This window comes from Citrobacter sp. Marseille-Q3906, assembly GCF_916618775.1.
GTDB classification, from domain to species: domain Bacteria; phylum Pseudomonadota; class Gammaproteobacteria; order Enterobacterales; family Enterobacteriaceae; genus Citrobacter; species Citrobacter murliniae.
Window position 1 is genome coordinate 88,944 of the sequence record NZ_CAKAKA010000003.1, and the last position, 14,251, is coordinate 103,194.

Below are 14,251 nucleotides of genomic sequence, written 5' to 3' on the forward strand. Positions count from 1 at the left end.
GTGTCCTATGCTGGCCTTTCTAAACCAGGTGCGCAAGCCGACCCTGGATTTGCCGCTCGATGTGCGGCGTAAAATGTGGTTCAAACCATTCATGCAGTCCTACCTGGTGGTTTTCATCGGCTACCTGACCATGTACCTGATCCGCAAAAACTTTAACATCGCGCAGAACGACATGATCTCCACCTACGGGCTGAGCATGACACAGCTGGGGATGATTGGCCTGGGCTTCTCCATCACCTACGGTGTAGGTAAAACGCTGGTTTCCTATTACGCGGATGGCAAAAACACCAAGCAGTTCCTGCCGTTTATGCTGATCCTCTCGGCTATCTGTATGCTCGGCTTCAGCGCCAGCATGGGCGCAGGCTCAACCAGCTTGTTCCTGATGATTGCCTTCTACGCGCTGAGTGGTTTTTTCCAGAGTACCGGTGGCTCGTGCAGCTATTCGACGATCACCAAATGGACACCGCGCCGTAAACGTGGCTCTTATCTCGGGATGTGGAATATCTCCCACAACCTCGGTGGTGCAGGTGCGGCAGGCGTGGCGTTGTTTGGTGCTAATGTGCTGTTCGATGGTCACGTGATCGGCATGTTTATCTTCCCGTCGATTATCGCCCTGATTGTGGGCTTTATTGGCTTGCGCTATGGCAGCGACTCCCCGGAATCTTATGGTCTGGGTAAAGCCGAAGAGCTGTTTGGGGAAGAGATCAGCGAAGAGGACAAAGAGACTGAAGAAAATGACATGACCAAGTGGCAGATCTTTGTTGAGTACGTGCTGAAAAACAAAGTGATCTGGCTGCTGTGCTTCTCCAACATCTTCCTGTACGTGGTGCGCATCGGTATCGATCAGTGGTCCACCGTCTACGCCTTCCAGGAGCTGAAACTCTCCAAAGAAGTCGCGATTCAGGGCTTTACCCTGTTTGAAGTCGGGGCGCTGGTCGGTACGCTGCTGTGGGGTTGGCTCTCTGACCTGGCAAACGGCCGTCGTGCGCTGGTGGCCTGTGTCGCGTTGGCATTAATCATTGCCACGCTGGGTGTCTACCAGCACGCCAGCAACCAGTACGTTTACCTGGCGTCGTTGTTTGCCCTTGGCTTCCTGGTGTTTGGCCCGCAATTGTTAATCGGTGTGGCGGCAGTTGGTTTCGTACCGAAAAAAGCGATCGGTGCTGCCGATGGGATTAAAGGTACTTTCGCTTATCTGATTGGCGACAGCTTTGCCAAGCTGGGTCTGGGGATGATTGCCGATGGTACGCCAGTCTTTGGTCTGACCGGCTGGGCGGGGACTTTCGCCGCGCTGGATACCGCCGCTATCGGCTGTATCTGCCTGATGGCTATCGTCGCCGTATTTGAAGAACGTAAAATTCGCCGTGAGAAAAAGATCCAGCAGTTAAAAACCGCTTAAGTGTGTATTGGTAACTTTTGCCCGCCTCTGAATCTTATTCATCAGGGCTATCTTGCTTGTCATTTTGAACCAGGGCAGTGCTCGAAATCCTCAGGTACTATCTGTACATTCCGGTTTCTGCGCGCTGTCCGTGTTCAAACTGTCTGCGCCGATAACGCCCAATGAATAAAGTTCTCATAGCGGGCTTTTTTTATGCTTCGGATTCGCTGTTCCTTACGGCGAGTCAGCAATCTCCAGCGATGTAAACGTAAATGCTTCGCCATCAAATAATCCCTGGCTGGTGAGCTTTAGCGCGGGGATCACCGGCAAAGAGAGAAATGCCATCTGAATAAAGGGCTCATCGGGGAGCGTGCCGCACGCCCGACCTGCTGCTTTCAGTGAATCGATTTGTTCGGCCAGCGATTCTGCCGTATCAGTGCTCATCAGTCCGGCGACTGGTAGCGCTAAATGGCATTGAACTTCCCCATGACGAACCACGCATAAGCCACCGCCGTCGGCGATCACCTGATTAACCGCCACCGTCATCTCTTCAGCGCTGTGACCGATGACCACGATGTTATGGCTGTCGTGGCTGACGGTTGCTGCCAGCGCCCCCTCCTTCAGCCCAAACCCGCCTAATAAACCACAGGCAGGTGGGTGCTGATAGCCATAGCGCTCAAGAACAGCGATAAAACAAATATCATCACGATCAAAGCCGTCTTCCGTGTAACAGCATTTGCTGGCGGGGGTGATTAATTCGTTGGGGATGACTTCAATCACCCGATAGCATTTTCCTGGGGTGAAATGAAACCGAAAATCCGTGGCACGGACCAGTTGCCGCGCCACGGTGTTGCCGTATGGAGGCGCTGTGCGCGCCAGCCTGGACGATTCGTCAGCTTTCAGCGCATCGGCATTGAGTGGTTCACCTTTAATAAAGACCTGTTGCACCGTGACGTTGTGGGCATCGCTGAGCAGGACAATATCCGCCTGTTTTCCAGGAGCCAGCAGGCCGAGATGGCGCAGGCCAAAATGTTGCGCAGCAGACCAGCTGGCGACGCGGTAAGCGATGTGAAGCGGTACGTGGTGCTGTGTAATGAGGCGTCTAATCAGTGCGTCAATATGCCCTTCGTGGGCGATCTCCCAGGGGTTACGATCGTCGGTACACAGCATGCATTGTGGGCTGTTTAGCGCGTTAATGAGCGGAGCCAGCGCGTCGAGGTTGCGGGCGGCAGAACCTTCGCGAATCATCAACGCCATTCCAAGCTGCAGCTTTCGTCGTCCTTCTTCTGGCAGGTAGCTTTCATGGCAATTTTCAATTCCGGCGGCAATGTAAGCGTTCAACGCTTTGCCTTGCAGGCCGGGGCTGTGACCGTCCAGCGTCAGATGTCGAAAGGCATCCATTTTATCAAGAAGTGCGTCCTGCCCGGCAATGACGCCAGGGTAATCCATTACCTCCGCCAGACCGGCAACGTGTGGATGATCCCGCCAGGTGAGCATTTGTTCAAGCGTAAAGCTGGCACCGTTGATATCGCAGCCAGCCAGCGCCGGGACGCAGGAACTGATTTGAATATATTGATTTTGTGTTGCCTGTTCGGCGCAGCGGATAAACCAGGCAAGGCCAGTTTCCCCCATCACGTTGACGATTTCGTGCGGGTCGCAGATGACGGTAGTGAGCCCGCGAGGAAGCGTCGCGGTTTCAAAGGCCACAGGTGTCATCATGCTGGATTCAATATGCAGGTGAGCGTCGATAAAACCGGGAACTGCTGTTGCGCCGAGAGCATCAATACGCCGTAATGCACTGGCATGAGAATATTCCGGACCGATACCGGCGATATGCCGTCCTTTAATCAAGATTGGCCCTGGCATTTCTCCACCGTTGATCAGATCGAGAATTTTGACATTATCAATAATATAATCGGCAGGTGCATCACCGCGAGAAACAGCCAGCAAATTTTGTCTTTGCTGACGGCTAATGTAATGAAATTTATCGTTAATCGTATTATTCATATTTTTCTCATTTTGATTTTATCAATTTGATTGTTATTTATCATTTAAGAATAGCTGTGATTATTTAAAGTTTATCGATTAACGTGCGTTTGCAATGTGATAACTATCACTGAATTAAGTATGCCATCTGTTTTAAAAAGAGACTGAATTTATACTCTCATCAATGGATGAAAAAAATGAATAATGAAATCAGTGATGATGTAAACGAGAGCTCAGGGTGGCTTGCGAGATTATTTAAGTTGCAACAGCACGAGACCACAGTACGTACAGAAATGATTGCGGGAATGACGACATTTTTAACGATGGTGTATATCGTTTTTGTGAATCCGCAAATACTGGGCGCTGCGCAAATGGACCCGAAGGTGGTGTTTGTGACCACTTGCCTGATTGCGGGCATCGGCAGTATTGCGATGGGACTGATTGCCAATCTGCCGGTAGCCCTGGCTCCTGCTATGGGGCTGAATGCCTTTTTTGCTTTTGTCGTCGTGGGGGCGATGGGGGTGAGTTGGCAAACGGGGATGGGGGCGATATTTTGGGGTGCCGTCGGATTATTTCTGCTTACCCTTTTTCGTATTCGTTACTGGATGATTTCAAACATACCCGCTAGCTTACGTATTGGCATTACCAGCGGTATCGGTTTATTTATTGCGTTGATGGGTTTAAAAAATTCAGGCGTTATTATTGCCAATAAAGATACGCTGGTAGCGATCGGTGATTTAAGCTCACATAGCGTATTGTTAGGTATTCTTGGGTTCTTTATTATTACGGTCCTGTCATCGCGTAATTTCCATGCGGCAGTATTGATTTCTATTGTTGTGACGTCATGTTGTGGATTGTTTTTTGGTGATGTTCAGTTCCTCGGTATATATTCTGCACCACCTAACATCAGTGCAGTGATTGGTGAGGTTGATTTACGCGGTGCGTTGTCGTTGAATCTGGCCGGTATTATCTTCTCGTTTATGTTAATTAATCTCTTTGACTCATCAGGAACATTAATTGGCGTAACAGATAAAGCCGGATTAATCGATCGTGACGGTAAATTTCCCAATATGAATAAGGCGTTGTACGTGGATAGTGTCAGCTCTGTTGCAGGGGCATTTATCGGCACATCTTCCGTAACGGCGTACATTGAAAGTACGGCCGGCGTGGCGGTCGGTGGACGCTCGGGGCTGACTGCCGTGGTGGTTGGTGCACTATTCCTGCTGGTGATGTTTTTTTCACCTCTGGTCAGTATGGTGCCTGCCTATGCGACAGCAGGTGCGCTTATTTTTGTGGGTGTGCTGATGACCTCAAGCCTGGCGCGCGTTAGCTGGGATGATTTAACCGAGTCAGTGCCTGCCTTTATCACGACGGTGATGATGCCCTTTAGTTTTTCTATTACCGAAGGAATTGCGCTGGGTTTCATGTCGTATTGCATCATGAAAGTGTTTACCGGGCGCTGGCGTGAGCTGAATCTTTGTGTGGTCGCCGTGGCATTGCTGTTTGCGTTGAAAATCATCCTGGTGGATTAGTATTCGCAGTCTGTTTCCAGATATCATGAGCGCGGATAACGCAGGAGAACTCATGATCTGGATAATGCTGGCCACGTTGGTTGTTGTTTTTGTAGTGGGTTTTCGGGTGCTGACGTCTGGATCACGACGCGCGATTCGTCGCCTGAGCGAACGGTTGAGCATTGACGTCGTGCCGGTAGAATCGATGATCGATCAGATGGGAAAAGTGCAGGGAGAAGCGTTTTTACAGTATCTTCATCGGCCTGACGAATCGCATTTGCAAAATGCCGCCCAGGTGCTGTTGATCTGGCAAATCGTCATTGTTGACGGTAGTGAACAGAACTTGCTGCAGTGGCATCGATTGTTGCAAAAAGTCCGCCTGGCAGCGCCGGTTACCGATGCACAGGTGCGCCTGGCGCTGGGTTTTCTGCGAGAAATGGAGCCAGATATGCAGGAAATAAATGCGTTTCAGATGCGCTATAACGCCTTTTTTCAACCTGAAGATGGGGTGCACTGGCTGCACTGATATCATGCTTGTTTATGACGATTATTTTTAATCGTCATAATATTTATATCTATCTCCCGCACAGGGGCCCTCGTTACACTTACACGACGAGGTGCATCATGAAACAAGCGACTCAACACAGTGCGATTATCTGGCCGGAAACCTATCTGCCAGGTACGACCGATAATTTTGCCTCACAAGCGCAGTAATCTTATCGTCGTTGAGAAGCGCATAATGCCTGGCTAACTCGCGAAATCCAGCGGGTTCATGGTTGTTGATGTTGGTCATATCCTGTTTGGCGTATCAATGCGTCGTTTTTATTATGCGATCTGCCGCGCAGCGCTATTGCAAATCCTGGAAAGTTGCCTAAACGTTAAATCCGTCACATTTTTAATGTTACACTGCGTGACTTTTCTACAGAAATACCACGCAGGTTACAAAATGAGTGACGTTATTGAACAAAAATCCCGCGCTGAGGTAAATGCCCGACCAAACTGGTCGGCGGTATTCGCCGTGGCGTTCTGTGTTGCCTGCCTGATAACCGTTGAGTTTCTGCCCGTCAGTTTGTTGACGCCTATGGCGCAGGACCTGGGGATTTCAGAAGGTGTGGCCGGACAATCGGTGACCGTGACGGCATTTGTCGCCATGTTTGCCAGCCTGTTTATTACCCAAATTATTCAGGCGACCGACCGCCGCTATATCGTCATCCTGTTCTCCGTGCTGCTGACGCTCTCCTGCCTGCTGGTTTCATTTGCTAACTCTTTTACGCTGCTGCTGATTGGTCGTGCCTGCCTTGGGCTGGCGCTCGGCGGTTTCTGGGCGATGTCGGCCTCGCTGACCATGCGTCTGGTGCCCGCCCGCACGGTACCGAAAGCACTGTCGGTTATCTTTGGCGCAGTTTCTATCGCGCTGGTGATCGCCGCTCCGTTGGGCAGCTTCCTTGGCGGTATCATCGGCTGGCGCAACGTTTTTAACGCGGCAGCGGTAATGGGGGTGCTGTGTATTATTTGGGTTGTTAAATCGCTGCCTTCGTTGCCTGGCGAGCCATCGCACCAAAAACAAAATATGTTCAGCCTGTTGCAACGTCCTGGTGTGATGGCCGGCATGATCGCCATCTTTATGTCTTTTGCCGGGCAGTTCGCCTTCTTTACCTATATTCGCCCGGTGTATATGAATCTGGCGGGATTTGATGTTGATGGCCTGACGCTGGTACTGCTGAGTTTTGGTATTGCCAGCTTTGTTGGCACGTCGCTCTCTTCTGTGATTCTGAAACGTTCGGTCAAACTGGCATTGGCGGGTGCGCCGCTGGTGCTGGCGCTCAGTGCGCTGGTATTGATCCTGTGGGGGAGTGACAAAGTGGTGGCGGCAGGCATTGCGATTATCTGGGGACTGGCGTTCGCTCTGGTACCGGTAGGCTGGTCGACGTGGATCACCCGCTCGCTTGCGGATCAGGCAGAAAAAGCCGGATCCGTCCAGGTCGCCGTGATCCAGCTTGCCAATACCTGTGGGGCTGCGGTTGGAGGCTATGCACTCGATAACCTCGGACTGCTGTCGCCCCTGATGCTCTCCGGCAGTCTGATGCTGCTGACGGCGCTTCTGGTGGCAGCGAAAGTTCGCATAAAGGGTATGCAGTGATCGCCAGTTCTATTTGCCATATGGTGTTGTAAATGCGTCATCCGGCCTACAATCGCAATACAGGCCGGATAAACGCAGTGCCATCAGGCATTACACCTTTCACTAATCAGAACCACGCCTCCCACATTGCGCCGAGGTTAAAGTCATCCAGCGTTTCATCCTTCGTACCGTTGACGCGAGCAGTGCGGTCATTATCAACTTTGCCGCCGGTGACATAGAAGCGCAGCATTGGGCGGAATTCTGGACCCATAGCGATCGACATGTTCTGCGACAGCGTTAACTTCCAGCCGTTGTTATCCCCGCCGTTATCATAATCAACCCGCTGATAGCCTGCTTCCAGCCAGGTGGAGTGAACATCGTTCCAGAAATACATCGGACGTATAATCGCGCCGTAGTTCTTACGGTTGTCGCTCTTGTCTGTGCTGTTGTCGTAATCATGGAACGCCAGCAGGTATTCGACCTGCGCCTGTTGGGTGAACTTATGGCTCCCCTCAAAACTGGCGTATATCGCTGTCAGATCGTCGGTTTTGTTATAGACGCTGTTATCTGAATTATCAGAATAACGGGCGATAACCTTGTTCACACCACTGTCGTTAGTGTGACTCAGCACAAATGCACCCTGCCAGGCTTTCAGGCGGTCATCGCTCTCGACGGCTTTAGAGTCAAAGCCATAGTTGGCGTAAATCTCCAGATCCAGCGGACCGACCTTCATATTGTGGATTTTGGACGTTATTGCGTAGTTACCCTTATCGCCCGTACCAGAACCGCCGGTACAGGTAATGCGTGATGGGTTGGCTTCGTCTTCCATCACTTCCGGGCTGCACGATTCAACCGCGGCGACAGTGGCGACATCAAACTGCACGCCGCCAATGTCGAAGTTTTTAACCCCGGCTCCCTGACCGTCATGGTTCATCCAGAAGTAGTCGTTGATGCCTTGTTGTGGACGCTGATGGAAGTCGCGGCCCGCCCAGATATAAGCGTTAGGATTGGATTCCAGCACGTTAGTTACGCCGGCGTAGGCTTTTTTGAGGTTAACTTCGTCGCCCCAGTGGTCGATCATCACGTTGATGTCCCAGATGGCGCCGTTGTCGCTTTTGAACGCTTTGGAGAGCTGGAATTCGCCGCCGTTGCCTTCGTTACCCAGACGGCCAATGGCCGACGCACCGTTATAGGAACCATCAACGCCGACGTATTTCTGATCACCGCTCTGGAAATGTGCGCCGTAGCGCGCATATCCGCTGAATTTCACGCCGAACGGAATCGCCATATCCGGGGATTGTGCTGCACTTTGTGGTTCATTAATCACATCGGCTTTTTTCGCCACAGCAGCGTCCATTTTCGCCTGACGTTCCGTAAGTGCTTTATCTACGGCTTTGGCGACGATGGCGTCGATTTGTTCCTGAGTAAATTCCTGTGCGAGGACAGAAACTGGGCAAAGCGCGGCCACGACCGCCATGGCTAGTGGAAGTTTCTTAGTTAAATTCATGGTTATCTCATTTACACTTTACCCTTCAGGTTGCCATAGGCATTCCGAATAAGCGTGTGTATTAATTTATTTTAAGATAATAACCATCCCGTCTTGGGTTAATTTGCTATCACCAAAACAAGTTGATCTGTTTATTTTGTTAACGGGTACAGAAATATTTTATTTAATCGTAATAAACTCTCCGTTCGTAAAGTGTAAGTTCATATTAGCGCTGATACAGATGAATAATTTCTTCTGACAGTTCGCGGGCTAATAGTGATGTCATTAAGTGGTCCTGCGCATGCACCATAATTAATGTCATAGGCTGCCGGGCTTCCCCGGCGTCCTGTTCGATCAATTTTGTTTGCATGTGGTGAGCTTGACGTGCGTAGCCATCAGCCTCACGAAGCAGGCTTTTCGCTTCATCAATGTTCCCGGCGCGTGCAGCGTGGAGTGCTTCGAAGCACAGGCTTCGGGACTGGCCGGCATTAACGATGATTTCCATTACTGCTTCTTCTAATGCAATCATGATCTTCTGTTCTCAATTAAAACCATTGTTTTCGGCGGTATCGGCAAACCACTCGCCACTCTTTTTCACCGTACGTTTTTGCGTTTCTAAATCTAACTGAACAAAGCCATAGCGGTTTTTATATCCGTTGAGCCATGACCAGTTATCAATAAAGGTCCACATGTGGTAGCCAAGACAATTACAGCCTTCGCTTATTCCCTTATGCAGCCATTTAAGATGTGCAGAAACGAATTCAATACGGTAGTCATCGTTGATTTGATCCTGCTGAATGAATCGCTGTTCGTTTTCTACCCCCATTCCATTTTCAGAAATAAAACAGCGTGGGTTACCGTAATTATCTCGCAGGTTGGTAATAATATCGTAAATACCTGGCTCATAAATTTCCCAGCCACGGTAAGGGTTCATTTTGCGTCCCGGCATTTCGTAATAATCGAACAACCATTCAGGCATAAACGGTGCATCAGGATTGACCGCGCTATCACGACATTTCACCCGTCGGGGCTGGTAATAGTTAATGCCCAACAGGTCGATTTTGCCATCGGATATCAGCTGGCTATCGCCAGGCTTACACGTGGGCAGCTGATCGTACTCTTTCAGCAGTTCCACCAGGTCCGCAGGATATTCACCTTTCAGTACCGGGTCGAGAAAACTGCGGTTGAAGAGCAGATCCGCATGGTGTGCGGCTTTCACATCCGCCGGATTTTGTGAGCGCGGATAGGAAGGCGTTAAATTTAGCACTACGCCAATTTCACCGTCATAGTTCCCGGCGCGATACGCGCGAACTGCCGTCGAATGTGCCAGTACAGTGTGGTACGCCACGGTCGCGGCACGTTTGAAATCCACCTCGTTTGGATAATGGAAGTCATACAGATAGCCGCCTTCGACCGGGACAATCGGCTCATTAAAGGTGAACCAGTGCTTAACCCGATTGCCGAACAAGTCGAAGCATGTTTGTGCGTAGCGACCAAATGCCTCGACCACTTCCCGGTTTTCCCAGCCGCCTTTTTCCTGCATCACCATTGGCATGTCAAAGTGGAACAGGGTGATAAATGGCGTGATGCCCTGTGCCAGCAGCTCATTGATCACATTGTTATAGAAATTGACGGCTTCAGGATTTACTTCACCCGTGCCGTCAGGGATCAGGCGCGACCAGCTCAGGGAAGTTCGGAAGCTGTTGTGCTTCAGTTGCTTCAGCAGCGCGATGTCTTGCTTCCAGTGCTGATAAAATGTCGAGGTGTTCGCCGGGCCAACCCCCTGATGGAAACGGCCTGGCTGACGGTCGAACCATACGTCCCATGTGGTCTGGCTTTTGCCACCGTTCAGGCTATCCCCTTCGGTTTGCAGCGCTGAACAGGCACTGCCCCACCAGAAGTTTTCAGGAAAACGGTATCTCATTGTTCTGACTCCTTGATCGATTATGAGTTGCTACGGGCAGCGTTCGCCACGGAGACGGCATCCTGGGCCTTTTGCTCTTCAGTTTTCATCAAAGAGCGTTCGTATGCGCGCAGGAAAGGGAGGTACATCAGCGCTGACATCGCCATACAGATAAAGCACATCACCACCGGGCTTAATGCCCAGTTCGCGGCCCAGGAAGCACCAATTGGTGCTGGTGTGGTCCACGGTGTCAGTGAAACAACCTGCGCCAGCCAGCCAAGTTTTGTGGCGCTATATGCCAGCACAGCGTTAACCAGCGGTACGCAAACGAATGGAATGAATAGCATCGGGTTCATGATGATCGGCGCACCAAACAGAATAGGCTCATTGATGTTAAAGAAACTAGGCACAATTCCCATTTTGCCGATGGTCCGCAGGTGTGCGACGCGGCTGCGCAGCAGCAGGAATGCCAGTGGTAATGTCGATCCCACGCCGCCAATGAGCAGGTAGTGATCCCAGAAGCCCTGTAGATAAACATGTGGTAATGCAGCGCCAGCGGCAAGAGCCGCCTGGTTGGCAGATAAGTTGGCCATCCAGAATGGATTCATAATGCCAGTGACAATCAGTGAACCGTGGATCCCGGCGAACCAGAAAATCTGGCACAGCAGGACGGAAAGCAGGATTGCGGGCAGGGAATCAGAAGCGGAAACCAGCGGTTCCAGCAGGTGCATTATTGCCTGCGGAATGATCATTCCGGTTTGTGCTTCGATAAACAGGTTTAGCGGATGCAGGGTCGCAATCACGACCAGAACCGGAATCAGGATTTCAAATGAGCGGGCGACGCCGGTCGGCACCTCTTTAGGCAGGCGAATGGTCACGTTATTCTGCTTCAGCCACGCATACATGCGGGTGGAATAGATAGCAGTGATCAGCGCGGTAAAGATCCCCTGACCGGAGAGATATTGCGTAGAGATTTTCCCGTCGGCATAGGGGGCTGCAACCAGTAAAAACGCCATAAAGGCCAGCAGACCGGACATTACCGGGTCGAGGTTAAACTGTCGGCCCAGACTGGCGCCAATGCCGACGGAGATGAAGAACGTCATAACACCCATGCTGAGGTTAAACGGCAGCATCAACTGTTCGCGATAGGTGGCAGAGAAATCAAGCCAGCCACGGGCAAAGCTGTTGGTGGTTTCGGCAGAGAACGGAGGAAAAATAAACACCAGCATGAAGGAGCCGATGATCATAAACGGCAGCGCCGCCGTAAAACCGTCACGAATCGCAATCACATACTTTTGCTGTCCCAGCTTTCCGGCGAGGGGGGTGATGGATTGTTCAATGACGGCAACCATTGACTGATATAACGAACTCATATTGACACCTTTCTAGTGTGCCGCTTCAATCAGCGACAGAGCATAATCCAGCACTTTGTCACCACGTTGCATACCGTAATCCATCATATCTATGGCTTTTACGGGTATACCCTGGGTGGCAGCCTTTTCTGAGAGTGTGTTAAGCATATATTTTACCTGGGGGCCAAGTAGCACCACCTGGTAATTTGGAAACTGTGTGTCAAATTCGGCAACACCGTATGCCTCAATCTTCACCGGTAGTCCACGAATGTCCGCCTCTTCAACCATTTTGCGAACCAGTAAACTGGTGGACATTCCTGCAGAGCAGCACAGCATAATCCTGAACATTGTTAGCCATCCTTTAAATGTAAAAACATATTGCGAGTTTGATTTGATATCATACGGAAACCGGTTTCCATTCGTAGCAAACGGAACTGTGATGGCCATCAAGATCTGATGCGTATAAGGCTGATTATTTGAATCCAGCTCACGAAATTTGGTGGTTTGAACTCTTTTTGAGTGCAAATGGAAAATCGGTTTCCATGAAAAACGGAAACAGATATACTGCGAGTGGCGATTATTTAAGCCAATGTTAAATACAGGAAGGAAAGGGCCAGGCGGGTCCTGTCAGGGGAGAATGATGTCTACTATCAACGATGTATCGCGTTTGGCTGGCGTATCTAAAGCTACTGTGTCGCGCGTGTTGAGCGGATCGCGTGGCGTAAAAGAGGCCAGCCGTCTCGCCGTGTTGAAGGCGGTGGATGAACTCAATTATCGTCCGAATGTGATTGCACAGTCGCTGCTGAGCCAGTCTACAGGCTGCATTGGCGTGATATGCGCACAGGACAACATCAATCAGACAACGGGCTATCTCTACGCGCTGGAAAAGCATCTTAGCCAGCATCAAAAACACCTCCTCCTTCGCTTTGCCAATACCAAAGCGGAAGTGATGAGCGCCCTTGATGAGCTAAGCTGCGGTTTGTGCGATGACGTCTTGATTATTGGCGCACGTTTCCCGTTAAGTATTAGTCAGGATAATGTCATTCTGGTGGATTGCCTGGAGTCTGGCGATGACGTCAACAGCATCCAGTTTGATCACGCATTCGCTACCGAAACGGCATGTAACTACCTGATTAGCCAGCATCGCCGCCAGATTGCGTTGATCCACCCGGATGGTATGGGTTTCTCCGACCAGGTACTCCTGGGTTACAAACATGCATTGGAAAAAAATTTCCTGCCCTTTAACCGCAATCTGGTGTTTATGGAAGCGACTTCATCATCAGTGGCCTTGCAGGAATTGCTAAATAACGCGTCAACGCTCAATTTTAACGCGCTGCTGGTGGCGGATGAACAGCAGGCCCAGCGTGTGATCCCGCAGTTGCAGGCATTTAATAAATCCGTACCGGAAGACATTATGGTCTTTAGCCTGGCCGGTACACTGCACCTGCCCGGTATCCCGACAATCCCGGCTATTGAATATTCAATGGATGCCATGGCCGCACGTATAGTCAGCTGGTTAAATGAAAAAACGCAGAGTGTGCTGAGTTCGTACGTGCTGCGCGGAGATTTAATTATTCCTCAGCGGTAACGGTATCAATCAGGCGTTAAGCACTCTGCTTCGCGCCTAGATATCCGGACATTCAACCTTACTAAGTGCTTCCCAGTAGTTGTCCTGATGACTTCTTTGTATTGCCAAAATGGCTTCGCGAATATGCTGCTGATTACGTGAATCAGCCATAATCGTTTTTTCCCACACCTCATCCGATGGCGACCCCTGTGGGGTACAAATCTTACGTAAATCCTTCAGCACAGTGTTTTTTTCGTGAACTGACTGTAGCGAACCGTAAGCCGAGTCGGCCTGCGCCAGACCCGGCAGCGTGAAAAGAATGGCAATGATCGGAAAAACGGCTCGTTTCATGTTAATAATCCTTGTTGTCGACGCGCATAATTTCAAGAGTAAGTGTAGTCGGCATACGGCTCACTCATCAGCCTGTGTTAGTGTAGAAAAATTAATCAGCCAGAAGTTGTAGTTTTTCAGGAGGATAGAATGCAGATACAGATTACGGATACGGTTACAGAAGATGATCAGAATGCGCTGCTCACCGGCCTGCGTGCTTACAATCTCCAGTTCCTGAAAACGTCCAATTTTGGCGATCTGGCGGTCTACTGGCGCGATGAGCGTAACGAGATACTGGGTGGGCTGATTGGTAAAATCAAAGGTGAGTGGCTGTGTATTGAGTTTTTATGGATGCATGAATCCCTGCGTAAAGGCGGTCATGGCACAAAGCTGATGCAGGCGGCAGAACAGACTGCGCGCGAGAGAGGGTGTTTGCATGCGCTGGTTGATACCATGAGTTTTCAGGCGTTGCCGTTTTATCAAAAGAACGGTTACCAGTTACAAATGACCCTCGAAGACTTCCCGGAAAAAGGGGCAGCACGCCATTATTTATCAAAATCATTTTGATGACCGGAAGGATGGCTTGCTGAATATCCACCGAGAGTTGAGAAATCGTGTC

13 protein-coding genes and 1 pseudogene are annotated in these 14,251 nt (G+C 50.5%); 6 read left to right on the plus strand and 8 right to left on the minus strand.

Annotated elements, in window-relative coordinates; all coding sequences use genetic code 11:
• The first annotated feature begins 7 nt into the window (after window positions 1–7).
• On the plus strand, window positions 8–1,399 hold the full coding sequence (gene uhpT, locus LG384_RS17800) for a hexose-6-phosphate:phosphate antiporter (RefSeq protein ID WP_045448895.1): 1,392 nt from the start codon (window positions 8–10) through the stop codon (window positions 1,397–1,399).
• 213 nt (window positions 1,400–1,612) lie between these two features.
• On the opposite strand, the gene adeD is transcribed toward uhpT, so the two are convergent.
• Window positions 1,613–3,385, minus strand: a complete 1,773-nt coding sequence (adeD, locus tag LG384_RS17805) for an adenine deaminase (protein ID WP_200011148.1) — start codon at window positions 3,383–3,385, stop codon at window positions 1,613–1,615.
• 176 nt (window positions 3,386–3,561) lie between these two features.
• Here adeD and LG384_RS17810 point away from each other — a divergent pair, with 176 nt between their 5' ends.
• On the plus strand, window positions 3,562–4,896 hold the full coding sequence (locus LG384_RS17810; protein WP_045448892.1) for an NCS2 family permease: 1,335 nt from the start codon (window positions 3,562–3,564) through the stop codon (window positions 4,894–4,896).
• A gap of 52 nt (window positions 4,897–4,948) precedes the next feature.
• A complete protein-coding gene (locus LG384_RS17815) occupies window positions 4,949–5,401 on the plus strand; it encodes a DUF1198 family protein (RefSeq protein WP_045448890.1) in 453 nt (150 codons plus the stop codon).
• A 126-nt stretch (window positions 5,402–5,527) separates the two neighbouring features.
• On the opposite strand, the pseudogene LG384_RS17820 reads toward LG384_RS17815, so the two are convergent.
• A pseudogene (locus LG384_RS17820) lies at window positions 5,528–5,683 on the minus strand (type II toxin-antitoxin system RelE/ParE family toxin); the annotation flags it as partial.
• 138 nt (window positions 5,684–5,821) lie between these two features.
• Between LG384_RS17820 and nepI the strand changes: the two are divergent.
• Window positions 5,822–7,015: a purine ribonucleoside efflux pump NepI gene (nepI, locus tag LG384_RS17825; protein WP_048223494.1), complete on the plus strand. Its 1,194-nt coding sequence runs from the start codon at window positions 5,822–5,824 to the stop codon at window positions 7,013–7,015.
• A 106-nt stretch (window positions 7,016–7,121) separates the two neighbouring features.
• On the opposite strand, the gene LG384_RS17830 is transcribed toward nepI, so the two are convergent.
• The 5 genes from LG384_RS17830 to LG384_RS17850 form a co-directional block, all read right to left on the minus strand.
• Window positions 7,122–8,501 carry a carbohydrate porin gene (locus LG384_RS17830; RefSeq protein ID WP_045448888.1) on the minus strand — a complete coding sequence of 460 codons (1,380 nt, stop codon included), beginning with the start codon at window positions 8,499–8,501 and terminating at the stop codon, window positions 7,122–7,124.
• Between the two features lie 205 nt (window positions 8,502–8,706).
• Window positions 8,707–9,009, minus strand: a complete 303-nt coding sequence (locus LG384_RS17835) for a PTS lactose/cellobiose transporter subunit IIA (RefSeq protein WP_008786514.1) — start codon at window positions 9,007–9,009, stop codon at window positions 8,707–8,709.
• A gap of 12 nt (window positions 9,010–9,021) precedes the next feature.
• Window positions 9,022–10,404, minus strand: a complete 1,383-nt coding sequence (locus LG384_RS17840) for a glycoside hydrolase family 1 protein (protein ID WP_225761332.1) — start codon at window positions 10,402–10,404, stop codon at window positions 9,022–9,024.
• Window positions 10,405–10,424: 20 nt separating this feature from the next.
• Window positions 10,425–11,756 carry a PTS sugar transporter subunit IIC gene (locus tag LG384_RS17845; protein WP_045448884.1) on the minus strand — a complete coding sequence of 444 codons (1,332 nt, stop codon included), beginning with the start codon at window positions 11,754–11,756 and terminating at the stop codon, window positions 10,425–10,427.
• 12 nt (window positions 11,757–11,768) lie between these two features.
• Window positions 11,769–12,083: a PTS sugar transporter subunit IIB gene (locus tag LG384_RS17850; RefSeq protein ID WP_045448882.1), complete on the minus strand. Its 315-nt coding sequence runs from the start codon at window positions 12,081–12,083 to the stop codon at window positions 11,769–11,771.
• A 292-nt stretch (window positions 12,084–12,375) separates the two neighbouring features.
• Here LG384_RS17850 and LG384_RS17855 point away from each other — a divergent pair, with 292 nt between their 5' ends.
• Window positions 12,376–13,323, plus strand: a complete 948-nt coding sequence (locus tag LG384_RS17855; protein WP_045448881.1) for a LacI family DNA-binding transcriptional regulator — start codon at window positions 12,376–12,378, stop codon at window positions 13,321–13,323.
• Window positions 13,324–13,359: 36 nt separating this feature from the next.
• Here the strand turns inward: LG384_RS17855 and LG384_RS17860 are convergent, their stop codons facing one another.
• Window positions 13,360–13,653, minus strand: coding sequence for a YicS family protein (locus LG384_RS17860; RefSeq protein WP_045448878.1), 294 nt, complete (start codon window positions 13,651–13,653; stop codon window positions 13,360–13,362).
• 129 nt (window positions 13,654–13,782) lie between these two features.
• Between LG384_RS17860 and LG384_RS17865 the strand changes: the two genes are divergently transcribed.
• Window positions 13,783–14,199 (plus strand): GNAT family N-acetyltransferase, encoded by a 417-nt coding sequence (locus LG384_RS17865; RefSeq protein WP_200011156.1) that lies wholly within the window; start codon window positions 13,783–13,785, stop codon window positions 14,197–14,199.
• The last annotated feature ends 52 nt before the right edge of the window (window positions 14,200–14,251 follow it).